Genomic DNA, 22,567 nt, shown 5'->3' on the forward strand with positions numbered 1-22,567 from the left:
GGATCGCCTATGTCTGCTGAAATCGATTTCTACGAAGTGCTCGGTGTCGAGCGCACGGCCGATGGCGCGACGATCAAGTCCGCCTATCGCAAGATGGCCATGAAGTTTCACCCGGATCGCAATCCGGGCGATGCCGAAGCCGAAAACCAGTTCAAGGTATGCAGCGCCGCCTACGAGGTGCTGAAGGATCCGCAAAAGCGCGCGGCGTATGATCGCTATGGCCATGCCGCCTTTCAGCAGGGCGGCGGACCGGGCTCGGCCGATTTCGGCGATATCGGCGATATCTTCGAAACCATCTTTGGCAGTGCCTTTGCCGGACAGGCGGCAGGCGGCCGGGCTCGCCCCCGCCGGGGCGCGGACCTGCGCTATGACATGCAGATCACGCTGGAAGAGGCATTTCACGGCAAGCAGACCGATATCGAGGTCGAGGTTTCGACAACCTGCGACACCTGCACTGGCACCGGCGCGACGCCCGGCACCGGCAGCCGCCGATGCGAGCTGTGCCACGGTGCGGGCAAGGTGCGCGCCAAGCAGGGCTTCTTCGTGATCGAACGGCCATGTCCCAATTGTCACGGGGCAGGGCAGGTGATCGAGAGCCCTTGCCGCGATTGCCGGGGCGAGGGGCGGGTCGACCGCGAGCAGACCTACGCGGTGGAGGTGCCGCCGGGCGTCGACAACGGCACGCGCATCCGCCTGTCGGGCAAGGGCGAGGCCGGGCCGCGCGGCGCGCCGGCGGGCGATCTGTACATCTTCATGCACGTCAAGCCGCACAAGGTTTTCGAACGCGAGGGCACGTCGCTGTTCACGCGCGTTCCCCTCAGCTTCACTACCGCCGCGCTAGGAGATACGATCGAGATCCCCGGCCTCGACGGTGAGGTCAACGTCATCGAGATCCCCGCCGGCATCCAGTCGGGCAAGCAGCTGCGCAAGCGCGGCGCCGGAATGCCCGTACTGCAAGGCCGTGGCAGAGGGGAACTGGTGGTCGAAGTCATGGTCGAGACGCCGACCAGGCTCAGCGCCCGGCAAAAAGAATTGTTGCGCGAATTCCGGGAGACCGAGACAGGCGACGAGTGCCCGGAAAGCCGAGGGTTCTTCGAAAAGATCAAGGACGTGTTCGGAGCCTAGCCAAGCTTGGCCACGACCTCGTCACGCAGGCGTTTCACCATGGCGGGATCGCACAGCCTGCGGTCCAGCTCCTCGTCGCAGATCGCCAGAAAGGCGTCGCGCTTGAAGCTGAGGCAGACGGTCTCGTCGAAACCGCCCGGCACCGTCGAGCAGACGAGATCGATCATCCGCTCTGCCCCGTGCAGGCGGCCCCACAAGTAATCGTTTTCGCGATAGGCGCGGCTGAAGAAGGCGCCGAAGTTGAAGAACTCGGTTCCGCGCAGGGTGGCCGCGGTGCCCCCCGTGCGAATGGCACTCGCATCCTCGGGGCTGATGCGATCGACCTTCACCGGGTCGAACTCGGTAAAGCCCTCGTTTCGCAGCAGCGGCAGGGTCGTCACGTCGTAGAAGGGAAACCCCAGGTAGGCGAGCAACATCCGGCGGCGCAGCTCGCGGGGAATTGCCTCCATCGTGGCGGAAAGGATGCGCTCGGCCTCCTCGTCTGCATCTCGCAGCGCTCGCGCCGCGGCAAGCGCATCCAGCAGCGCGCCCGGTTCCCTCAGCACCGCACCCGCCCGCGCGGGAAAGGCGTCGCCAAGATTACGCCAGTCCTCGCGATTGAAATACAGCGCCAGCGCGCGGTAGACGCCGTCGCGCGCCGCCTCCAGTCCATCATCGCCCAGGTCAGGATCGGCGTCCCACTCGCGTGACAGCCGCCGGGTAAGCAGGCGCAGGCGGCGGATGCGAAAGGCGATGTCGTGGTCGCGGAGAAAGGCGATGGCCCCCTCGCTCGCGCCGCCGCGCGGCGCGCCAAGCGTGTCGAGCCCGCGCTTCTCCACCTCACCGCGCAGAGCCGCCGCCACGTCTGCGCGGTCGGGCCTGGTCTCGAACGTCCCCGCCGCCAGCGCCAGTTCGGCAATGCGGTCGACGATGCCCGCTACCTTGGTCTGGGCATAGGCGTGAAAGGTGTAACCAGCTTCCTCGGCGGCCGCCTGCTGCGCCTTGGCACGCCACTTCGCGAGGCGCGCTGGCGTGGGCCGGTCGAGGAACAGGGTGCGCCCGAAGATACGCTCTACCGCGGCTTCGATCTCGGGCCGCAGCGCCTGCACCATGCGCCGCAATCGCAGCGCCTCGCGCGATTGCGCCTCCAGCATTTCCAGGTTGTCGCGGATAGGCTGTTCGCGGGGGATCGCGGAGAGCGAGCCGACGATGGCGGAGAAGAAACCGATCTGCCGCGGATTATCGCCGCTGGCTGGCGTCCGGCGGGCAGGGGTTGGGTCGATGTAGACGAAACGCCGGTCCACCTCGCGCTGGGCAGGCCGCGCGCCGAGGCCCGCCATCGCGCCCGCGAACGGGGCGTTCACCAGCACCGAACCGTCGATCAGCGCCACCTGGTCGAGCGTTCCCTGGTCGACGTGCGCTGGCATCACCCGCCGCAGGAATGCCTCGCGGCCGGGCCAGCTGCCGGGGAATGCCCGGTCGATTTCGGCCACGCTCATGGGCGGGAAGGCGCCGGGAAAGCTGGCCGTGGCGCGGGCGGCAAAGGTCAGTTCGTTAAGGTGCGCCAGATCGCTTCCGCCGGTCGCGGGCGTCGCCGCGCGAAAGCCGATCGGCATACGGTGCTCGCTCTCTTCGACCAATGGCGGGCTATTGAGCCGCAGGCGCTCACGGTGGCCGCGATAGTCGGTGGCCGTGACCAGCAGGTCGAGCGGATGCCCGGCCGGCAGCAGGGGATGGTCCGCGCCCGCCTCACCCAGCGCCTGCAGCGCGTCGTGAAGCAGGCGGGTGAAGCCGAGACCCGAAAACGGCGGTTCGAACCAGCGCCCGCGCACCAGGCCCGATAGCTTGCGCCGCACCTCGTGCCGGGTTTCGACGGAGACGCTTTCACTGACCGCGTTGCCCGGGCGGTTTGTCAGGTACCACACGAGGGGGCGCATCCACGGCTTGGCCCCCACGTCCGACCAGGGCCGCGCCTCCTCCGCCACCAGTTGCTCGACATCCGCGTTCTTCAGCCAGAGCTCGGTGAGCGGTTCGAGGCTGTGGCCCGAATGGATGGCCTGGGCGAGAAAGACGGCGTTGATCCCGCCCGCGCTCGCACCGGTGACAATGTCGGTCAGCACCCGCAGGCGCAGGCCGTCCTCATTCTCGATCTTGCGCAGCAGCGCGAGGTAGACCCGTTCCACCCCGGCAGCAGTCGAAGGCGCGGCGGCGTGGAAATCCCGGCTCGCGCGGGTCAGCTTCCAGATCTCCTTGGTGACGCCATGCATGTACACGGCGAGGCTGACCCCTCCGTAGCAGACCAGCGCGATCCTCAATTCCTTCTGCCGCATGGCCAGGGTGTGGCAGATGGGGCGGGCCGGGGAAAGCGTGCGCTCACGCCTCTCAACACCTCTTGTGTTCCACATCTGTTCCCGTTAGTCCCGATGGGGATGGCCAAGCCCAAGAAACGATTTGTCTGCACCGAATGTGGCTGCGTCTCCTCCCGCTGGCAGGGCCAGTGCCCCGATTGCAGCGAGTGGAACACGCTGACGGAGGAGGCGCCGGAAACCAAGTTTGCCGCTGCGCACAGCCTGGCCAGTGGCGGCAGGGCGATCCAGTTCGAAAGCCTCGACGCGCCGACCAAGCCGCTCGCCCGGCGCTCCACCGGCGTGGCCGAATTCGATCGCGCGCTGGGCGGCGGGCTGGTGCCGGGATCGGCCATTCTGATGGGTGGAGAGCCGGGCATCGGTAAATCGACCCTGCTGCTGCAGGCGGCGGCCTCCATTGCCAGGGGCGGGGGCGACGTGGTCTACGTGAGCGGGGAGGAAGCGACCGGCCAGGTGCGGATGCGCGCCGTGCGTTTGGGCGTCGCCGATGCCAGTTTGCGGCTCGCCGCGGCAACGTCGGTGCGCGATATTCTCACCACGCTTGGCAGGGGCAGCGCGCCCGATCTGCTGGTCGTCGATTCGATCCAGACCATGCACTCCGACATGATCGAGGGTGCGCCCGGCACGGTCAGCCAGGTGCGCGCCAGCGCCTTTGAACTGATCCGCTTCGCCAAGGAAACCGGCACCTGCCTCGTGCTCGTCGGTCACGTGACCAAGGACGGCAATATCGCCGGCCCCCGCGTGCTGGAACACATGGTCGATACGGTGATGAGCTTCGAGGGCGAGCGCAGCCACCAGTATCGCATTTTGCGCAGCCTCAAGAACCGCTTCGGCGCGGTGGACGAGATCGGCGTGTTCGCGATGGAAGGCCACGGTCTTGCCGAAGTCAGCAACCCGTCCACGCTGTTCCTGTCCGGCCGCGACGAGCCTATCGCCGGCAGCGCCGTGTTTCCCGCCATGGAGGGGACGCGGCCGGTGCTGGTGGAAATCCAGGCGCTGATCGTGCGGTTGCAATCGGGCGCCACGCCGCGGCGCGCGGTCGTGGGCTGGGACAGCGGTCGCCTGGCCATGCTGCTGGCGGTCCTCGAATCGCGATGTGGCCTGAGTTTTTCCACCGCCGAAGTCTATCTCAACGTCGCGGGCGGTTACCGTCTGTCGGACCCGGCAGCCGATCTCGCCGTGGCCGCCGCGCTGATCTCGGCACTGGCGGACCGGCCGCTGTCCAAGGATGCCATCTGGTTCGGCGAACTCTCGCTCTCAGGCGAAGTGCGGCCTGTCGCCCATGCCTCGCTACGCCAGCGCGAGGCAGCCAAATTGGGCTTCGGGCGCGCATTCGGGCCGGTCGATGGCGGGCAGGACGTGAAGGGTTTGCGCTATTGCGACATCGGCAGCGTCACGTCTCTCGTTGACCGGGTGATGGCATCGACCTAGTTTGGTGGCCGAATGACGGGTTTCGATATCATCGTATTGCTGATCGTGGGGGTCGGCGCGGTTGGCGGTTTCATGCGCGGTTTCGTGCAGGAGGTCCTGTCGCTTGGCGCCTGGATCCTGGCGGTGCTCGCCATTCGTTACCTGCACACCGATCTGACCGCCGCCATTCTCGATTTCATGGGCTCGCCGGTCACCGCGGCCATCCTCGCCTTTGCGCTGCTGCTGCTGATCCCCTACGCCGGGATGAAACTGATCGCGCGCATCGCAGGCAAGAGCGCGCGCGGTTCGACGCTGGGCCCGATCGACCGGGTGCTGGGCTTCGGCTTTGGCGCGGTGAAGGGCGTCGTCATCGTGATCGTCGCCTTTTCGCTGCTGGTTCTGGGATACGACACCGTGTGGGGCGCGCGCGGCAGGCCGGACTGGATTGCAGAGGCGCGCACCTACCAGCTGGTGGACGCCGGATCGCGGGCCATGGTGCAGATCATCGCTGAACGCCGCGCGCACCTGGCCGACGACGAGGATGGCGGAGCCGACGCGGCGACGGGCGAGTGAGCACCGACAAGCTTTATACGCCGCAATTGCTGGCAGCGGCGGTCGAACTGGCGAATTATCCGCCGATACCCGAGGCGGCGTTGCATGGCGAGGCGCGCTCGCCCTTCTGCGGATCGACCATCGCGCTCGACCTGCTGCTGGACGATGACGGGCGGATCACACGGACCGGCATGCAGGTGCGCGCCTGCGCCGTCGGACAGGCAGCCGCCGCGGTGTTTGCCCGTCATGTCACCGGACGCGGCGCCGCCGACCTGCTCGCCGCACATGATGCCATTGCAAGCTGGCTTGCCGGCGAGGGTGAGGCGCCCGACTGGCCGGACATGGCGCTGATCGCGCCGGCCCGCGCCTTTCCCGGCCGTCACGGTGCCATCGTCCTGCCGTGGAAGGCGGCGATTGCGGCTCTTTCCACTGTGCCTGCAAGCCGCTAGTTCCCGGCGCGAATTCAGACTTTCGGGGGAGCCAATGGACGCGACGGCCGCGCAGACGCAAGTGCAACCCACGGCGAAGGACATTCGCCTGGTCATCGCCGCCAGTTCGGCCGGCACGATCTTCGAATGGTACGATTTTTTCATCTACGGCACGCTCGCCGCGCTGATCGGTGCGGCGTTCTTTCCCTCGGGCAACGCCACGTTGCAGACGCTGCTGGTCTGGGCGGGCTTTGCGGTCGGTTTCGGGTTCCGGCCTCTGGGCGCGATCCTGTTTGGCTACCTGGGTGACAAGCTGGGGCGCAAGTACACGTTCCTCGTCACCGTGACGCTGATGGGCGTGGCGACCGCGGGCGTCGGGCTGATACCCACGGCGGCGAGCATCGGCATCGCCGCGCCGATCATCGTCATCAGCCTGCGCATCCTGCAGGGCCTGGCGCTGGGCGGCGAATATGGCGGCGCGGCGATCTACGTCGCCGAACACGCCCCGCCCGAAAAGCGCGGCTTCTACACAAGTTTCATCCAGGCAAGCGTGGTCGGCGGCTTCGTGCTGTCGATCCTGGTCGTGCTGATCTGCCGCGCCCTCATCCCTGCGGAGGAGTTCGCCGCGTGGGGCTGGCGGATACCCTTCCTGCTGTCGATCGTGCTGCTGGGTATCTCGCTGTGGATGCGCCTCAAGCTGTCCGAAAGCCCGGTGTTCCAGGCAATGAAGGAAGCGGGCGAGACATCCGGCAACCCGTTCGTCGAGAGTTTCACCTACCCCGGCAACAAGAAGCGTATCTTCGTCGCGATGTTCGGCATCACCGGCGTCTTGACCACGATCTGGTACACCGCCTTCTTTTCCTCGCTCAGCTTCCTGCGCGGGCCGATGCGCATGGATGAAGGGCTCGTGGAAGGGATACTGCTGCTCGCCGGCGCAATTGCGATGACGTTCTATCTCGTGGTCGGCAAATGGTCCGACCGGGTGGGGCGCAAGAAGCCGATCGTCATCGGCGCGGTGCTGACGCTGGTCCTGCTGTTCCCCATTTTCTGGGCGATGGGCGCGCTCGCCAATCCGGGCCTCAATCGCAGCGCGGCCGAGGCGCCGGTGCTGGTGAGCGGCCCGGCGTGCGAATTCGATCCCTTCGCCAGCGTGCAGGCAACCGAATGCGGGCGGGTGCTGTCGGATCTGACCGCGCTGGGCGTTCCCTACGACATTCGACCCACGGAGGCGGGGCAGTCGAACGTGCCCCGCATCGTCGAGATCGGCGATTTCAGCCTCGATTACACAGGGCTGGAGGATGCAACCCGCAAGGAACGCATCCAGGGCTCGCTGGAGGCGGCGGGATACGATTTCGGCAGCCAGTCTCCGCCGTTCCTCGCCGTGCTGGGGGTAATCGCGCTGTTGCTGGTGCTGGGCGTGCTCTCTGCATTGACATACGGCAGCGTGGCGGCGTTGCTGACGGAGATGTTTCCCGCGCGCATCCGCTATTCCTCGATGTCGATCCCCTACCATATCGGGGCGGGCTACCTCGGCGGGTTCCTGCCGCTGATCTCCGGCTACATCGTGGCGCGCACGGGCAACGTCTATGCCGGTCTGTGGTACACCTGGGCCGTGGTCGCCTTTGGTGCGTTGGTCGCCTGGTGGGGCCTGAAGGGCGGACCGCCTGCTGATTTTTCCGATGACCCGGCCTGAACCGCCGCCCGCCAGCCTGCAGATGCGTATCGACCGCGATGCGCTGATGGCCAATTGGCGCGCGCTCGATCGGCTCTCGGGCACGGCAACAGCGGGTGCGGCGGTCAAGGCGAACGCCTATGGCCTGGGCGTCGACCGTGTTGCCCCGGCGCTGCTTCGGGCGGGCGCGCGGGAATTCTTCCTTGCGCACTGGAGCGAGGTCGCCCCCCTGCTGGGTCATGTCGACCCGGCCATGGTCAGCGTTCTTCACGGCCCACGCAATGCGGCAGAGGCGGCCTACGCCCGCGCCACGGGCGCAACGCCGATCATCAACTCGCTGCGCCAGGCCAGGCTGTGGAACGAGACCGGGGGAGGGCGCTGCCACCTGATGATCGACAGCGGCATCAACCGGTTGGGCATCGCGCCGACAGAAGCCAACGATCCGGAGATCGCCCACCTCGATATCGACATCCTGCTTTCCCACCTCGCCTCGGCGGACGAGGACAGCGCACTGAACGCCCGGCAGCTTTCGGTTTTTCGCCAGGTTTCGCAGCAGGTGAAGGCCCGGCGGCGCAGCTTTGGCAACAGTGCCGGAATTATGCTGGGCGCGGATTATCATTTCGACCTGACGCGCCCGGGCATTGCGCTTTACGGCGGCGTTCCGGTTTCGTCGCTAGGGGCGCATGTCGCGCAGGTCGCCTTTCCCGAGGCGGCCGTCCTGCAGGTCCGCGCCCTGCAACCCGGCGACAGCGTGGGATACAACGCGCAATGGACGGCCCGGCGGGCCACCCGTGCGGCGACGGTCTCGATCGGCTACGCTGACGGCTTTCTTCGCGCTCGCGGCATCGGGGGTGCGCTCGGGTTCGGCGATACCGCGCTGCCGATCATCGGGCGGGTTTCGATGGACATGGTCGTGGTGGATTGCGGCGATGCCCCGGTCTGCGAAGGCGATTACCTATCCATCCCCTTCGACCTGCCTGCCGCGAGCGCGCTGTCGGGCCTGTCACAATACGAGATCCTGACGACCATCGGTCACCGCTTCCAACCCGTCTGAACGACGGGCCCTTACCGCATTTGCTAAACCCGTGCTGCAAGTGCTAAGAGATGCGCTGACAGATACCGGGCGCAACCCCTTTCAAGAGATAGATACGATGGCAAACAAAGACCGCACGGAAGGGGGACCCGTGATCATAAAGAAGTACGCCAACCGGCGTCTCTACAACACCAGTTCCTCCAGCTATATCACCCTTGACGATCTTGCCGCGATGGTGCGCGAAGAGGTGGATTTCCAAGTGCTGGATGCCAAGTCCGGCAACGATATCACCCATTCGATCCTGACCCAGATCATCATGGAGGAAGAGGCCAATGGCGAGCATATGCTGCCCGTCAGCTTTCTGCGCCAGCTGATCGGGATGTATGGTAATTCGATGCAGGCGATGATGCCGCCCTATCTGGAGGCGTCGATGGCGAACTTCCAATCCAACCGCGAAACGATGCGCGACGCCTTCAAGACGAACATGGCGCCCGAGGTTTTCGCGCGCATGGCGGAAACCAACATGGCCATGTTCCAGGCCGCTGCCGCCGCCTTCATGCCTGGCGCCAAGCAATCTCCTGCCGCAGCAGCCGGTACGGACAGTGCGGGCCGCGACGATATCGACGCCCTGCGCGCGCAGATGGCGGAGATGCAGCGCAAGCTCGACAAGCTCGGCGAATAGACTAACCGGCCTTCCCATGTCCCAGATTCGACACGCACTCTCCATCAAGCGCGAGGACGACTTCGCGGCCTGGTATCAGGAAGTCATCGCCGCCGCCGACATGGCCGAGGAATCGGGCGTTCGCGGGTGCATGGTCATCAAGCCCTGGGGCTACGGCATCTGGGAGCGGATGCAGCGCCTGCTGGATGACCGGATCAAGGCCGCGGGCGTGCAGAACTGCTATTTCCCCTTGTTCATTCCGCTCGCCAATTTCGAGCGGGAGGCGGCCCATGTGGAGGGCTTCGCCAAGGAGATGGCGGTCGTCACCCATCACCGTCTGATTGCCGATGGCAAGGGCGGACTGATCCCGGATCCCGCAGCCAGGCTGGAGGAGCCGCTGGTGGTGCGCCCCACCAGCGAAACCATCATCGGCGACGCCATGAGCCGCTGGGTGCAGAGCTGGCGCGACCTGCCGCTGCTGCTCAACCAGTGGGCGAACGTGGTGCGCTGGGAAATGCGCACCCGCATGTTCCTGCGAACCAGCGAATTTCTCTGGCAGGAAGGCCATACCGCCCACGAAAACGAAACTGATGCCCGCGCCGAGACCATGCGCGCGCTGGAAATGTATCGTGCCTTTGCCGAGGATGACCTTTCCCTGCCGGTCGTCGCCGGCGAAAAGCCGGAGAACGAGCGTTTCCCCGGCGCGGTGGAGACATGGTCGATCGAGGCCATGATGCAGGATGGCAAGGCCTTGCAGGCAGGCACCAGCCATTATCTCGGCACCAATTTCGCCTCTGCCGCCAACATCCGCTATCAGGATCGCGAAGGCGGGCAGGCACTGGCGCACACCACCAGCTGGGGCGTATCGACCCGGATGGTCGGCGGCATCATCATGACCCACGGTGACGATGACGGGTTGCGCGTGCCGCCCGCCATTGCCCCGCAGCAGGTCGTCATCCTGCCGATGCTGCGCGACAAGCCCGAGGATGCGGCCCTGATCGCCTATTGCGAGGAACTGCGCGCCGCGATCGCAGGCACGGCCGCGCTGGGTGAACCCGTCCGCGTTCTGCTGGACGTTCGCCCCGGAAAGGCCGCCACCAAGCGCTGGGACTGGGTTCGCAAGGGCGCGCCCGTCATTATCGAGGTCGGCCCGCGCGACATGGAGAACGGCGTCGTCAGCCTGTTGCGCCGTGACCGGTTGTGGGATGCGCAAAGCGGCAAGCCTGCTTTCCAGGCTCCCGATCGCGAGACTGCGGTGCAGGAAATGCCCGGCATCCTGTCCGACATGCAAGGTGGCCTGTTTGCCGAGGCGCGCGACCGCCGGGATGCCAACGTTGTTCGCGACGTGTTGAGCTTCGATGCGCTCTCCGGCTTCTTCGCCGCCGACAAGAAATATCCCGGGTGGGTAGAGGTCCAGTGGTCGAAGCCGACCGGTGCCGGCCTCGCCAAGGTGGAAGAGATGCTGAAGGCCCATCGCCTGACGTTGCGCAACGTGCCGCTGGGTGCTTCGCCAGCGGACGGGACGTGCATCTTTACCGGCGATCCGGCGGTGGAACGCGTGCTGGTAGCGCGCGCCTATTAAGGCAAGGCTTGCCAAACACTTCGCGCCGGGCGACACCGTCGCCATGCGTCATTCCCTTGCTCTCGCGGCGCTTGCCGCCACCGCCCTTTCCGCACCCGCGTTCGTTGCGCCCGCTTTCGCGCAGGACGATCCGGCCGCCGGCGTCTCCGCCGATCGGCTGCGATCCGACGTTGAACGCATGGTCGCCTTTGGCACGCGGCACACCCTGTCGGGCTATGACAACCCGGTGCGCGGCATCGGGGCGGCGCTCGACTGGGGCAAGGCTGCGTTCGACGAAGCCAGTGCCACCTGCGGCGGATGCCTGGAAACGCGCTTCATCGAAACCGAGGCGACCGGGCGGCGCATTCCCGAACCTGTGCTGATTCGCGATGCCATCGCCATCCAGCGCGGCTTTGAACGCCCGAATGAAGTCATCATCATCCAGGGTCACATCGACAGCCGGGGTTCGGACGTAATGGATGCCCAGGTCGAGGCGCCCGGCGCGAACGACAATGCCAGCGGCAGCGCCCTGGTTCTGGAAGCTGCGCGGGTCATGAGCGGGCACCGCTATCCCACCACCATCGTCTATGCCCTGCTCGCGGGCGAGGAGCAGGGGCTCTATGGCGGCCAGCTGCTTGCCGATTACGCCAGGGAACAGGGCTGGACGGTAAAGGCGGTCTTCAACAACGACATCGTCGGCGGCAGCTGCGGCAGCGACGGCGTGTGTGATAACACGCACGTGCGCATTTTCTCGGAAGACATCCGCGCCGATGCCGACGACGCCATGCGCGCCCGCATGCGCAGCATGGGCGGCGCCAACGACAGCCCGAGCCGTAATCTTTCCCGGTTCGTCAGTACGATCGCCGGGGAATACGAAAGCGGCCTCGGCGTGCGCCAGACCTTTCGCAGTGACCGGATGGGCCGGGGCGGGGACCACATTCCATTTCTGGAAAGTGGGTTTCCGGCGATCCGCTTCTCCGTCGCCATCGAGGATTACCAGCACCAGCACCAGGACCTGCGGGTTGAGGACGGCGTCACTTACGGCGATACCGTGGACGAGATGGACTTCGATTACCTCGCCAACGTCACTCGCCTGAACGTGCGCGCTGCCGACGTGCTGGCCCATGCGCCGATGCCGCCGGTGATCCAGATCGACGGTGTCGTGCGCCCCGACGTTCAGCTCGAATGGCTGCCGGTGGAGGGCGCAGCGCGCTACAACGTCTGGCGCCGGGCGACCGACGCGCGCGACTGGGTGCTGCGCGAAACGCTGGTTGCCGATCCGGGCGCGGACTTGAACAGCATCACGCTTGCGCCCGACCGCGGTGATGACTGGATTTTCGGAGTCAGCGCGGTGGCGGCCAATGGTGCGGAAAGCCCCGTTGCCAGCGCGGTGCCGGGCGGGGATTTCTACCCGCTGCCGGCACCGGTCGCCGCGGAGTAATGCTCAGCCGCGCTCGCGCAGGTGCCGGGCAAAGGCATCGCTTTTGACCGGGCGGCCGAGGAAGTCTTCGATCAGGTCAGCCGCAGGCTTGCTGCCGCCGGGCTCCAGCACCAGCCGGCGATAGGCCATTGCCGTCGCCGGGTCGCGCAGCCCTGCTGCCTCGAACCGGGCGAACAGGTCCGCCGAGATCACGCGCGACCAGCCATAGGTGTAGTATCCGGCAGAATAGCCGTCGAGATGGCCGAAGGCGGCCTCCATGTGCGTCGTTTCGGGGTAGGGCAGTAGCGCATAGCGGTTGGCATATTCGCGGAATGCGACGGAAATGCCTTGCGCGCTTGCATCCTCTGGTGCGCCCTGATGAAAGCGCAACGAGGCGTTGGACAGGCCCAGCTGCCGCATCTCGTTCAGCCCGGCACCGAACCAGCGTGCGGCCTGCATCCTGTTCACCAGCTCGCGCGGGATCGTCTCCCCCGCCTCGTTGCGGGCGAAGCGGGCCAGCGTATCGTAGTCATAGACCCAGTTCTCCAGCATCTGCGATGGCGCCTCGGTAAAGTCGCGTTCGTTCGAAACGCCGCTTACGCCGAACCAGCGCTGGTTCCGGCCGCCCAGGATGTTGTGCAGCAGGTGGCCGTATTCGTGCAGAAAGGTTTCGATCTGGCCGTGCTCCAGCAATCCGGTGGCGTAACCCCCGGCGGGCAGGTTCATCGTCAGGACGGAGACCGGGATCGATTCCCCTTTGACGCCGCGGCGCAGGCCGATGTGGTTGGCGTGCTTGTACTTGCCCGGGCGCGGGTGCGAATCGAGATAGAATTGCCCCAGCAACGCGCCGCCGTCATAAACCTCGTAGGCTTCGACATCGGGGTGCCACAGCGGCGTATCCCACGGTCGGATGTCGATGGCGAAGAGGTCTTCCGACAGCGCCAGGATGCCGTCACGCACGTTGTCGTAGGTGAAATACCGGCGCACGTCCTGCGGATCGAGATCATAACGCGCCATGCGGGCGAGGCGGGAGGCGTAGGCCTGATTGAACAGGTCCATTGTTTGACCTGGCATTGCCTGCCCGTAAATCTCGTTCAGCGTCGCAAGGTCGGCGGCAGCCGATGGCGCCGCCGCCAACGCCAGATCGGCCAGATGCGCCTCGACCGCTGCGGGCGTGTTGAGCATCCGGTCCTCGAACACCAGCGTTGCGTAGTCGGCCCGGCCGAGCAGTTCGGCAAGTTGCTGCCGCTTGGTAAACAGCGCGCCCAGCAGGGCACTGTTCTCGGGGTACGCGCGCGACAGGCTGAGCCGCATCAGCCGTTCGCGCAAACGCGCATCATCGGCGTAGGCCATCACCGGTTGCAGGTCCGGCGAATCCGTCGAGACCTCGACAAGGCCATTGGCACCCACGGGATGGCGGTCGATCCAGTCCTGCGGCAGACCGGCGAGCTCTTCGGGCAGAACATGCACGACGAGGCGGGCGTTGGCGATGTTGCGCGCGAATTCGGCTCCGATGCGGGTCAGGTCTTCCTGCAGGGTGCGCACCTGCTCGCGCTCGGCATCGGGCAGGCTGACACCCGACCGCTCGTACCCTTCCAGCGTGCGCCGCAGATAGTACTGCGTGCCTTCGTCCGCGCCGCTGGCGTCGATCGCGCAGAGGCGATCGTAGACCGCGCGTGACAGGCCAAGCCGCGTTCCGATGGTGTCGAGCCGGGTATAACCGGCCATGCCCGCTTGGCGCTTCTCGTCGGTGTCCATCGTCTGGCTGAAACTGTAGGCTTCGGCCCCGCCGTAATAGGCGAGTGCGGCAAGATCGTCGTAAGCCTTCAAGGTGCGTTCGACCGTGTAGGGACCTTCCTGCGCCTCAAGCGCGGCGAAGCGGGCCTCTGCCTCCGCCATGTAGGCGTCGAAACGTGCAGTGATTGCAGCGGCATCGGCAGCATCGGCGTAGATTGCGCCGGCAAATTGAGCGGGAGGCATGAAGTGCTGTGTCATGGCCGGCGACGCTAGCACGGATGCGGCCAGTAGCCAGCGGGCAAAGGCGCGCTTGTGTTTGGCGAGGTGACGGCCCACATTCCGCACCATGAATTCCCGCAAACCGACGTTCACCGGGCTCCCGAGCAAGGAGCAGATCCTCGATTTCATTAAGTCCGCCGAGGGCGAGGCCGGGAAGCGCGAGATCGGCAAGCATTTCCGCCTCAAGGGGCAGGAGAAGATCGCGCTGAAGGCGCTGCTCAAGGACATGGCCGAGGAAGGCCTGATCGACGGTCGCAAGAGCGCCTACCACCGCATGGGCGGCGTGCCCAAGGTCACCGTGCTCAGGATCGTCGAGATCGACGAGGGCGAGCCGGTGGCAGTCCCGGAAAGCTGGAACCCTGACGAAGGCTCGGCTCCGCCCCGTTTGCGCGTGATCGAGAAAAAGAAGCAGGCCGCGCTGCGCAAGGGTGACCGCATCCTTGCGCGCACCGAAGAGGCGGGGCGCGGCTGGGTGGCCCACCCGATGAAGAAGCTGCCCGATGCAGAAGGCGCCATGCTGGGCGTGGTCGAGATCGACGCGAGTGGCCAGGCGTGGCTGGCACCGGTCGACAAGAAGGTTCGCAACTCGGTCAAGATCAGTGACCGCGGCGAGGCTGACAAGGGTCAGCTCGTGCTCGCAGAACCGACCGGGCGCGGGCGCAATGCCAGCGTCAAGGTGATCGAGGTGCTGGGCGATCCGCTCGCCCCGCGCAGCTATTCCCTCATCGCCATCCACAAGTTCGGTATTCCGCACACCTTCCCGCAGGAGGTGCTGGACGAGGCTGGGCTGGCGGCGAAATTGCCGCTGAGCGAGGATCGCCGCGAGGATCTGCGGCACCTGCCGATCGTCGCCATCGATCCCGCCGATGCGCGCGATCATGACGATGCCATCTGGGCCGAGAGTGACGGGGAGGGCGGTTTCCGCGCCGTCGTCGCCATCGCCGACGTCAGCTTTTACGTTCGCCCCGGCAGCAAGCTGGATCGCGAGGCGAGGAAGCGCGGCAACTCGGTTTATTTCCCCGACCGCGTCGTGCCCATGTTGCCGGAGGTGCTGAGCGCCGATGTCTGTTCGCTCAAGGAAGGGGCGGACCGCGCGGCGATGGCCTGTCATCTGACGATCGACAAGACCGGCATCGTGACGGACTGGCGCTTTACCCGCGCATTGGTGCGGATCGACCGCGTGATCGCCTACGAGGATGCGCAGGCCGAGGTCGACGCCGGCAATGCCAGCGGGCCGGTCGAGGCTCTGTGGGCCTGCTGGAAACTGCTGAACGCCGCACGCGAGGCTCGCGATCCGCTCGACCTCGACTTGCCCGAGCGGCGGGTGCAACTCGACGAGAAGGGCCGCATCACCGAGATCGCCGTGCGCGAACGGCTGGACGCGCACCGCGTGGTGGAAGATTTCATGATCGCCGCCAACGTCGCTGCCGCCAAGGCGCTGGAGAGCAAGGCGCAGCCGATCGTCTATCGCATCCATGAACCGCCGACGCGCGAAAAGCTGATTGCCATGCGCGAGTATTTCGACAGCATCGGCAAGAACCTGGCGCTGGGGCAGGTCATCACGCCGGGGCTGTTCAACCGGATGATGAAGGACATCGCCGACCCGGCGGAAAAGGCCTTGGTGATGGAAGCGGTGCTGCGCACCCAGACACAGGCCTATTACGGGCCGAACAACGCCGGGCACTTCGGTCTTGCGCTGGGCAGCTATGCCCATTTCACATCGCCCATCCGCCGGTATTCCGATCTTCTGGTGCACCGCGCGCTGGTGGATGGTTACGGACTGGAACAGCCTGCGCCCAAGGGTCAGATACCCGATCATAGCGGTCTATCGGATCGCGACCGCGAGGCGCTGGAGAAGATCACCGACGCGATCAGCCAGACCGAGCGCCGCGCGATGGAGGCCGAGCGCGACACCATCGACCGCTACGTCGCTGCCTGGCTTTCGGCGCGCGTGGGAGAGGTCTTCAAGACCCGCATCACCGGGGTGCAGAAATTCGGATTCTTCGCCACGATCGCCGATCTGGGCGGGGACGGACTGGTGCCGATCAGCACCCTGGGGCGGGAATACTTCCACTATGACGAGGCGGCACGCGCGCTCGTCGGAGAGACCACGGGCACGCGTTACAGCGTGGGCGACCTGCTCGAACTGCGGCTGGGAGAGACCAACCCGCTGACCGGCGCGCTGAAGTTCGAGCTGCCGGAAGGTGGCGGAACGCAGCGCGTCGAACCGCGCGGCAAACGTCCGGAGAAGCGACCCTTCCGGGATGCCAAGGGCAAGCAGAACGCCGCCAAGCAGAACGCCGGCAAGCGCGATGTCGGCAAGCGCGGCCGGCCAGCCAACATCCGACATCAGGGACGCGGCAAGAAGAAGTAGAGGCGCCCTTGGGTTGGCGAGCCGTTAGCTCAGCCTGTCGATCTCTTCGGTCGTCAGCGATCCGGGAATAACGAACAGCGGGCAGGTCAGTCCGCTGGCGTGGGTAGAGAAGTGCGTCACCAGCGGCCCGGGATGGCCTTCCGCCGCGGCACCCAGCACCAGTGCGGCAACTTCCGGATGGTCTTGCAGGTATTCCGCGATCACCATGTTGCCGTCCCCCACCTTCACCGCGATCTGCGGCATCTTGCCGCTTTCGAAGGCGAGTTCGCCCGCCGCGCTGTTCGCCAGCACCTCGGCGCGATTGCGCGCTTCTTCCTCGATCGTTTCCTGGATCGCGCCAAATGCGCTGAACGACTGGCGCGGCACCAGCGCGAGGATATGGACCATGCCGCCGGTCTTGGCAGCGCGGCGCGAGGCAAAGCGAAGGGCGACGCGCGCCTCCTCCGTTTCATCCACGATCACCAGATAGACGCGCATCCTCGGTTCCTCCTGCCTGGGCCCGGGTATCGGGGTTATGGCGACGCGGTGCAAGACACCTTGCCCCGCCGTGCCAAATTGGGCAGTGACCCGATGCACGACCTTTCGCCAGAAACCGGAGCCTTACCCGCCCATGCCGATCGCCATCAAGATGCCCGCCCTCTCGCCCACGATGGAGGAGGGGACGCTTTCCAGGTGGCTGGTCAAGGTGGGCGACAAGGTCAGTTCGGGCGACATCATGGCCGAGATCGAGACCGACAAGGCGACGATGGAGTTCGAGGCGGTGGACGAGGGCACGATTGCCCATATCCAGGTCGAGGAAGGCACCGAGGGCGTGAAGGTGGGCACCGTGATCGCCACCCTTGCCGAGGAAGGCGAGGACGTGGGCAGCGTGGAGGCTGCCGGCGCGTCGCCAGCCCCGGCCACGAAGAGCGCCGAAGAGCCGGTCGAAAAGGCCCGCCATGAAGAAGTCGAAGGCGAACGCAGGCGAACGGAAGAGGCGAGCACGGGCCCGGCTGCCACCCCTGCGCCAGTAGCTGCCGGCGACCGCATCATCGCCTCGCCACTCGCCAGGCGCATTGCCGAACAGAAGGGCATCGACCTTGGCAGCGTGAAAGGCTCCGGCCCCAACGGTCGCATCGTAAAGGCCGACGTCGAGGGCGCGAAGCCCGGTGCCGCCGCCGCACAGGAGACCCCGGCAACCGCTACGCCGGTCGAGCGCGAGATGGCGCCGTCTGTCCCCGTCAAGCCCGCAGAGGCGCAGGACTTCGGCATTCCGCACGAGGTGGAAAAACTGTCCTCGATGCGCAAGATCATTGCCCGCCGCCTGACCGAGAGCAAGCAGACGGTGCCGCATATCTACCTGACGGTGGATGTGCGCCTCGATGCGCTGCTGAAGCTGCGCGGCGAGCTGAACAAGGCGCTCGAACCGCAGGGCGTGAAGCTTTCCGTCAACGATATGCTGATCAAGGCGCTGGCCCGTTCGCTGGAACAGGTGCCCGCCTGCAACGTGCAGTTTGCCGGCGACACCATGCTGAAGTTCAGCCGCGCCGACATTTCCGTGGCGGTCAGCATCCCCGGCGGCCTCATCACCCCCATCGTGAAGGATGCCGGCGGCAAGGCGATGAGCAAGATCAGCGCCGAGATGAAGGACCTCGCCACCCGCGCCAAGGACGGCAAGCTGGCGCCAGAGGAATTCCAGGGCGGCACTGCCAGCCTCTCCAACATGGGCATGTTCGGCATCAAGCAGTTCGAGGCCGTCATCAACCCGCCCCAGGCCATGATAATGGCCATCGGCGCGGGCGAGCCGCGGCCCTACGTGGTCGACGGCGCGCTGCAGATCGCCACCGTGATGAGCGCCACCGGCAGCTTCGACCACCGTGCCATTGATGGGGCGGATGGCGCGCAGCTGATGAAGGTGTTCAAGGAACTGTGCGAGGCGCCGCTGGGGCTGGTGGCTTGAACCGTTCGCGATACCTGCTTGCAGTGACGATGCTGCTGGCGGCCGCCTGTTCCGACGCTGCTGAGAACGGTGCTGGGGCTGTGCAGACTGTCGAGCAGCCAGCGTCTTCGCCTACAACGGCGGCAGTCGAACCGGCCCAATCGGAGCCATCTGCCAGACCCGCGCCAGGCGAGCCGGTCGAGGCCGCAATCTACGGCCGGTGGGACGTTACCTCGGCACGGCTTACCAATCCGGACGGCCCGGTGCAGGCCTACGGTGACGATGAATTGAGGGCGATCGAGGCGTTCGAACTCGTTATCGAGCGCGGCGGCATACGCTGGAGCGGGCCTGCCCTGTCGGGCGGAGGTCCGGCTTACAGCGCATTCGCCGCCGCCTGTGATACGCCCGAACCGCGCCCATCGGGCAGCGATGGCGGCCTGTCGCTGATGTGCGCAGACGGCACAGCGTTCGGGCCTCCCCCGGGCAATGCACAGCCTGCGCTTCGCCTGGATGGCAATGACGCCCTGACTGTCCGGTGGTTCGACGGCGTGACCCTCGAACTGGAGCGCGCATCTTGAGCACGACGCGCGACCCCGCCATCCGCGTCACCGCCATGCCCGCCGATGCCAATGCCTATGGCGACATCTTCGGCGGCTGGCTGATGAGCCTGATGGACTCCGCCGCGGGCCTCACCGCCTCGCGCCGGGTGAAGGGCAGGGCGGTCACCGTCGCCATGGACGGGATGCAGTTTCATCATCCGGTCAGCGTGGGTGACGAGGTTTCGGTCTATACCGACATCGAACGCATCGGCCGCACCAGCATGACCATCGCGGTCGAGGCATGGCGGCGGCACCGGCACGAGGAAGAGGCGGTCAAGGTGACGCAGGCGACCTTTACCTTCGTCGCGGTCGATGAAGCCAATCGCCCCCGCGCTATCGAGCCGGGCGCTATCGAACAACAGGAGCAGTAAGTGGCCGACAGCAATTACGACGTCATCGTTCTTGGCAGCGGACCCGGCGGCTATGTCGCGGCGATCCGCTGCGCCCAGCTTGGCCTGAAGACCGCCATCGTCGAGCGTGAACTGCTGGGCGGCATCTGCCTCAACTGGGGCTGCATTCCCACCAAGGCACTGCTGCGTAGCGCCGAGATCATGCACTATGCCCAGCACGCCAGCGACTATGGCCTGAAGATCGCAGGCGCCATCGAGGCGGACCTCGAAGCGGTGGTGAAGCGCAGCCGGGGTGTCGCCAAACAGCTCAACCAAGGCGTGACGCACCTGATGAAGAAGAACAAGATCGCCGTCCACATGGGGGAGGGCACGCTGACTGGGCCCACCTCCATCACGGTGAAGTCTGACAAGGGCGAGGAAAAGCTCTCGGCCAAGCACGTCATCGTCGCCACCGGTGCCCGCGCGCGCGACCTGCCATTCGCCCAGGCCGATGGGGAACGCGTGTGGACCTACCGTCATGCGATGACGCCGAAGGAGATGCCGAAAAAGCTGCTGGTCATCGGCAGCGGTGCGATCGGGATCGAGTTCGCCAGCTTCTACAACGACATGGGTTGCGATGTTACCGTGGTCGAGATGCTCGACCGCGTGGTGCCGGTGGAGGACAAGGACGTCTCCGCTTTTCTCGAAAAGAGCCTGACCAAGCAGGGCATGACGATCATGACCGGCGCCGGCGTAGAGGCGCTCGCCGTCTCCGGCAGCGGCGTGAAGGCGAAGATCAAGGACAAGGCGGGCAAGGTTGCCGAAACCGACTTCTCCCACTGCATCGTCGCCGTGGGCATCGTGCCCAACACGGAAACCATCGGCGTCGAGACGCTGGCCGACATGGACCGCGGCTTCATCCAGATCGACCCCTACGGACGGACCAGGTCGAAGGGCCTGTGGGCCATCGGCGACTGCACGCCGGGCCCCTGGCTGGCGCACAAGGCGAGCCATGAGGGCGTGACAGCCGCCGAGGCAATCGCGCAGGAACTGGGCAACGCAGACGTCCACCCGCACCCGCTCGACCGTTCCAACATTCCGGGCTGTACCTATTGCCACCCGCAGATCGCCAGCGTCGGCCTGACGGAGGAAAAGGCGAAGGAAGCGGGGCACGAGGTCAGGGCCGGCACCTTTCCCTTCATCGGCAACGGCAAGGCCATCGCGCTGGGCGAGGCGGAAGGCTTCGTTAAGACGGTGTTCGACGCCAAGACGGGCGAGCTGCTGGGCGCGCACATGGTTGGCGCAGAGGTCACGGAAATGATCCAGGGCTACGTTGTCGGCAAGACACTGGAGACGACCGAGGCCGAGTTGATGAACACGATCTTCCCGCACCCGACCATCAGCGAATCTATGCACGAAAGCGTGCTGGCCGCCTACGGCCGGGCGATCCACTTTTGATGGAAGGACAAGGCACACACAGCTACGTCTCCGATCCGCGCAATGCGGACGTGTTGATCGACGTCAACGGCGATCATTTCCCTCGCGACAAGGCCGTGGTCAGCGTGTTCGACAGCGGCTTCATGCTGGGCGACGGGGTTTGGGAAGGGCTGCGCCTCCACGGCGGGCGGCTGGCTTTTCTCGATCGCCATCTCGATCGATTGTGGCGCGGGGCAAAGGCCATCGCGATGGATATCGGCATCAGCCGCGCGGAGATGGTGCGACGCCTCTACGCCGTGCTCGACGCCAACGGCATGACGGATAGCGGAGCGCACCTCAGGCTGATGGTGACGCGCGGCATACGCTCCACGCCCTACCAGGATCCGCGCGTGGTAATATCTCCCGCCACCGTCGTCATCATTCCGGAATGGAAGCAACCCGCCCCCGAAACCGCAACGCGGATGCTCAGGCTGTTCACCGTCCACGTGCGCCGCGGCTATCCCGACGTGCAGGACCCGATGCTGAACTCGCACAGCAAGCTGAACTGCATAACCGCCTGCATCCAGGCGAGCGAGGCTGGCGCGGACGAGGCATTGATGCTTGACCCGCACGGCTTTGTCGCAACCTGCAACTCCACCCATTTCTTCATCGTGCGCGATGGCGAGGTCTGGACCTCCAGCGGCGATTACTGCCTCGACGGGATTACGCGCGCCGTGGTGATCGAGGTTGCGCGCGAGGCGGGCATTACCGTGCGCGAACGCAATTTCTCGCTTACCCATGTCTATGGCGCGGATGAGGCGTTCACCACCGGCACCTTTGCCGGCGTTGCCCCGGTCGGCAGCGTGGACGGGCGGGTGCTGGGCACTACGCGCGGTCCGATGGTGGAACGCCTGCAACAGCTTTATCTCGCCCGCATCCCCCGCGAAGCGACAGGGAGCGCGCGGCCCTGACGATCCGGATCGCCATGTGGTCGGGCCCGCGCAACATCTCGTCTGCCATGATGCGCAGCTTCGGCGCGCGGCAGGATTGCGCAGTCTCCGACGAGCCCTTTTACGGCGCCTTCCTGGCAGCCAGCAAGGCGCCGCACCCGCTGGCAGCACAAGTCATCGCGGATATGGATTGTGATTGGCGATCCGTCCTTGCCACGCTTTCTGGCGCGGCGCCGGGCGGCAAGCCCGTCTGGTATCAGAAGCACATGCCGCATCACATGGTCGGCTCGGTTACCATCGCCGACATGCCCCATCATCGCCACGCCTTTCTGATCCGCGACCCCGCCCGGATGGTAGCAAGTTACAGCCAGAAAAACGAGATCGTCGGACCTGAGGCGTTGGGCTACGCGCAAATGCGGCGGTATTTCGAACTGGAAAGCGAGAGGGCGGGCTGCGCTGCGCCCGTGGTCGACGCCGATACTATCCTGGCCGATCCCCGCGCTACCCTGGAGCGGTTGTGCCTTGCATTAGGCATCGGTTGGGAGCCCGCCATGCTGTCTTGGGCCAGCGGTGCCCGCGATACCGATGGCGTGTGGGGCAGCCACTGGTACGACAAGGTCAACGCCTCGACAGGCTTTGGCCCGCGACCTGCCATTACGCCAACACTGACCACAGAGTATGCCGCGGTCGCGCAAGCCTGCCGCGCAGATTACGAGGCGCTGCGCCGTTTTGCGATCTGATCGGGATGCGACGAGCGG

At 65.9% G+C, this 22,567-nt stretch carries 19 protein-coding genes; 16 read left to right on the forward strand and 3 right to left on the reverse strand.

Features of this window, described 5'->3' with window-relative positions:
- The first annotated feature begins 9 nt into the window (after positions 1 to 9).
- Positions 10 to 1,125, forward strand: coding sequence for a molecular chaperone DnaJ (gene dnaJ / locus GRI62_RS06105; protein WP_131452486.1), 1,116 nt, complete (start codon positions 10 to 12; stop codon positions 1,123 to 1,125).
- Here the strand turns inward: dnaJ and GRI62_RS06110 are convergent.
- On the reverse strand, positions 1,122 to 3,434 hold the full coding sequence (locus GRI62_RS06110) for a patatin-like protein (RefSeq protein WP_131452487.1): 2,313 nt from the start codon (positions 3,432 to 3,434) through the stop codon (positions 1,122 to 1,124). The genes dnaJ and GRI62_RS06110 overlap by 4 nt on opposite strands.
- Before the next feature lie 99 nt (positions 3,435 to 3,533).
- Here GRI62_RS06110 and radA point away from each other — a divergent pair, with 99 nt between their 5' ends.
- From radA to GRI62_RS06150, 8 genes are all read left to right on the forward strand, one after another.
- Positions 3,534 to 4,901: a DNA repair protein RadA gene (gene radA / locus GRI62_RS06115; RefSeq protein WP_131452488.1), complete on the forward strand. Its 1,368-nt coding sequence runs from the start codon at positions 3,534 to 3,536 to the stop codon at positions 4,899 to 4,901.
- Positions 4,902 to 4,913: 12 nt separating this feature from the next.
- Positions 4,914 to 5,453, forward strand: a complete 540-nt coding sequence (locus tag GRI62_RS06120; RefSeq protein WP_131452489.1) for a CvpA family protein — start codon at positions 4,914 to 4,916, stop codon at positions 5,451 to 5,453.
- Positions 5,450 to 5,881 (forward strand): iron-sulfur cluster assembly scaffold protein, encoded by a 432-nt coding sequence (locus tag GRI62_RS06125; RefSeq protein WP_131452490.1) that lies wholly within the window; start codon positions 5,450 to 5,452, stop codon positions 5,879 to 5,881. Before GRI62_RS06120 ends, GRI62_RS06125 begins: the two co-directional genes overlap by 4 nt.
- A gap of 34 nt (positions 5,882 to 5,915) precedes the next feature.
- Positions 5,916 to 7,553, forward strand: coding sequence for an MFS transporter (locus GRI62_RS06130; protein ID WP_131452491.1), 1,638 nt, complete (start codon positions 5,916 to 5,918; stop codon positions 7,551 to 7,553).
- Positions 7,540 to 8,586, forward strand: a complete 1,047-nt coding sequence (gene alr / locus GRI62_RS06135) for an alanine racemase (RefSeq protein WP_131452492.1) — start codon at positions 7,540 to 7,542, stop codon at positions 8,584 to 8,586. Before GRI62_RS06130 ends, alr begins: the two co-directional genes overlap by 14 nt.
- Positions 8,587 to 8,683: 97 nt before the next feature.
- Positions 8,684 to 9,247: a polyhydroxyalkanoate synthesis repressor PhaR gene (gene phaR, locus GRI62_RS06140; RefSeq protein WP_131452493.1), complete on the forward strand. Its 564-nt coding sequence runs from the start codon at positions 8,684 to 8,686 to the stop codon at positions 9,245 to 9,247.
- A 16-nt stretch (positions 9,248 to 9,263) separates the two neighbouring features.
- A complete protein-coding gene (locus GRI62_RS06145; RefSeq protein ID WP_131452494.1) occupies positions 9,264 to 10,808 on the forward strand; it encodes an aminoacyl--tRNA ligase-related protein in 1,545 nt (514 codons plus the stop codon).
- A gap of 43 nt (positions 10,809 to 10,851) precedes the next feature.
- A complete protein-coding gene (locus tag GRI62_RS06150) occupies positions 10,852 to 12,228 on the forward strand; it encodes a M28 family peptidase (protein WP_131452495.1) in 1,377 nt (458 codons plus the stop codon).
- A 3-nt stretch (positions 12,229 to 12,231) separates the two neighbouring features.
- Here the strand turns inward: GRI62_RS06150 and GRI62_RS06155 are convergent, their stop codons facing one another.
- Positions 12,232 to 14,202 (reverse strand): M3 family metallopeptidase, encoded by a 1,971-nt coding sequence (locus GRI62_RS06155; protein WP_160731824.1) that lies wholly within the window; start codon positions 14,200 to 14,202, stop codon positions 12,232 to 12,234.
- A gap of 88 nt (positions 14,203 to 14,290) precedes the next feature.
- Here GRI62_RS06155 and rnr point away from each other — a divergent pair, with 88 nt between their 5' ends.
- The gene (rnr, locus tag GRI62_RS06160; RefSeq protein ID WP_131452497.1) at positions 14,291 to 16,597 is read left to right on the forward strand and encodes a ribonuclease R; all 2,307 of its coding nucleotides are present in this window, start codon (positions 14,291 to 14,293) and stop codon (positions 16,595 to 16,597) included.
- 24 nt (positions 16,598 to 16,621) lie between these two features.
- Here rnr and GRI62_RS06165 read toward each other — a convergent pair whose 3' ends face one another.
- The gene (locus GRI62_RS06165; protein ID WP_131452498.1) at positions 16,622 to 17,074 is read right to left on the reverse strand and encodes a universal stress protein; all 453 of its coding nucleotides are present in this window, start codon (positions 17,072 to 17,074) and stop codon (positions 16,622 to 16,624) included.
- A 133-nt stretch (positions 17,075 to 17,207) separates the two neighbouring features.
- Here GRI62_RS06165 and GRI62_RS06170 point away from each other — a divergent pair, with 133 nt between their 5' ends.
- The 6 genes from GRI62_RS06170 to GRI62_RS06195 are packed head-to-tail and all read left to right on the forward strand — an operon-like array spanning position 17,208 to position 22,549.
- A complete protein-coding gene (locus GRI62_RS06170; RefSeq protein ID WP_131453792.1) occupies positions 17,208 to 18,536 on the forward strand; it encodes a pyruvate dehydrogenase complex dihydrolipoamide acetyltransferase in 1,329 nt (442 codons plus the stop codon).
- Positions 18,533 to 19,093, forward strand: coding sequence for a hypothetical protein (locus GRI62_RS06175; RefSeq protein WP_131452499.1), 561 nt, complete (start codon positions 18,533 to 18,535; stop codon positions 19,091 to 19,093). The genes GRI62_RS06170 and GRI62_RS06175 overlap by 4 nt, the downstream gene beginning before the upstream one ends.
- A 35-nt stretch (positions 19,094 to 19,128) precedes the next feature.
- Positions 19,129 to 19,485 (forward strand): acyl-CoA thioesterase, encoded by a 357-nt coding sequence (locus GRI62_RS06180; RefSeq protein ID WP_131453793.1) that lies wholly within the window; start codon positions 19,129 to 19,131, stop codon positions 19,483 to 19,485.
- Positions 19,486 to 20,901, forward strand: a complete 1,416-nt coding sequence (gene lpdA / locus GRI62_RS06185; RefSeq protein WP_131452500.1) for a dihydrolipoyl dehydrogenase — start codon at positions 19,486 to 19,488, stop codon at positions 20,899 to 20,901.
- Complete coding sequence (locus tag GRI62_RS06190; RefSeq protein WP_131453794.1) at positions 20,901 to 21,830, forward strand: aminotransferase class IV; 930 nt, start codon at positions 20,901 to 20,903, stop codon at positions 21,828 to 21,830. The genes lpdA and GRI62_RS06190 overlap by 1 nt, the downstream gene beginning before the upstream one ends.
- 14 nt (positions 21,831 to 21,844) lie before the next feature.
- A complete protein-coding gene (locus GRI62_RS06195) occupies positions 21,845 to 22,549 on the forward strand; it encodes a sulfotransferase-like domain-containing protein (RefSeq protein WP_131452501.1) in 705 nt (234 codons plus the stop codon).
- Positions 22,550 to 22,567: the final 18 nt, after the last annotated feature.

Source organism: Aurantiacibacter arachoides, assembly GCF_009827335.1.
GTDB classification, from domain to species: Bacteria; Pseudomonadota; Alphaproteobacteria; order Sphingomonadales; family Sphingomonadaceae; genus Alteraurantiacibacter; species Alteraurantiacibacter arachoides.

Coding starts and splice junctions, on each gene's coding strand:
- dnaJ (WP_131452486.1), top strand. CDS start 10: ATGTCTGCTGAAATCGATTTCTACGAAGTGCTCGGTGTCGAGCGCACG.
- GRI62_RS06110 (WP_131452487.1), bottom strand. CDS start 3,434: ATGCGGCAGAAGGAATTGAGGATCGCGCTGGTCTGCTACGGAGGGGTC.
- radA (WP_131452488.1), top strand. CDS start 3,534: ATGGCCAAGCCCAAGAAACGATTTGTCTGCACCGAATGTGGCTGCGTC.
- GRI62_RS06120 (WP_131452489.1), top strand. CDS start 4,914: ATGACGGGTTTCGATATCATCGTATTGCTGATCGTGGGGGTCGGCGCG.
- GRI62_RS06130 (WP_131452491.1), top strand. CDS start 5,916: ATGGACGCGACGGCCGCGCAGACGCAAGTGCAACCCACGGCGAAGGAC.
- alr (WP_131452492.1), top strand. CDS start 7,540: ATGACCCGGCCTGAACCGCCGCCCGCCAGCCTGCAGATGCGTATCGAC.
- phaR (WP_131452493.1), top strand. CDS start 8,684: ATGGCAAACAAAGACCGCACGGAAGGGGGACCCGTGATCATAAAGAAG.
- GRI62_RS06145 (WP_131452494.1), top strand. CDS start 9,264: ATGTCCCAGATTCGACACGCACTCTCCATCAAGCGCGAGGACGACTTC.
- GRI62_RS06150 (WP_131452495.1), top strand. CDS start 10,852: ATGCGTCATTCCCTTGCTCTCGCGGCGCTTGCCGCCACCGCCCTTTCC.
- GRI62_RS06155 (WP_160731824.1), bottom strand. CDS start 14,202: ATGACACAGCACTTCATGCCTCCCGCTCAATTTGCCGGCGCAATCTAC.
- rnr (WP_131452497.1), top strand. CDS start 14,291: ATGAATTCCCGCAAACCGACGTTCACCGGGCTCCCGAGCAAGGAGCAG.
- GRI62_RS06165 (WP_131452498.1), bottom strand. CDS start 17,074: ATGCGCGTCTATCTGGTGATCGTGGATGAAACGGAGGAGGCGCGCGTC.
- GRI62_RS06170 (WP_131453792.1), top strand. CDS start 17,208: ATGCCGATCGCCATCAAGATGCCCGCCCTCTCGCCCACGATGGAGGAG.
- GRI62_RS06180 (WP_131453793.1), top strand. CDS start 19,129: ATGCCCGCCGATGCCAATGCCTATGGCGACATCTTCGGCGGCTGGCTG.
- GRI62_RS06190 (WP_131453794.1), top strand. CDS start 20,901: ATGGAAGGACAAGGCACACACAGCTACGTCTCCGATCCGCGCAATGCG.
- GRI62_RS06195 (WP_131452501.1), top strand. CDS start 21,845: ATGTGGTCGGGCCCGCGCAACATCTCGTCTGCCATGATGCGCAGCTTC.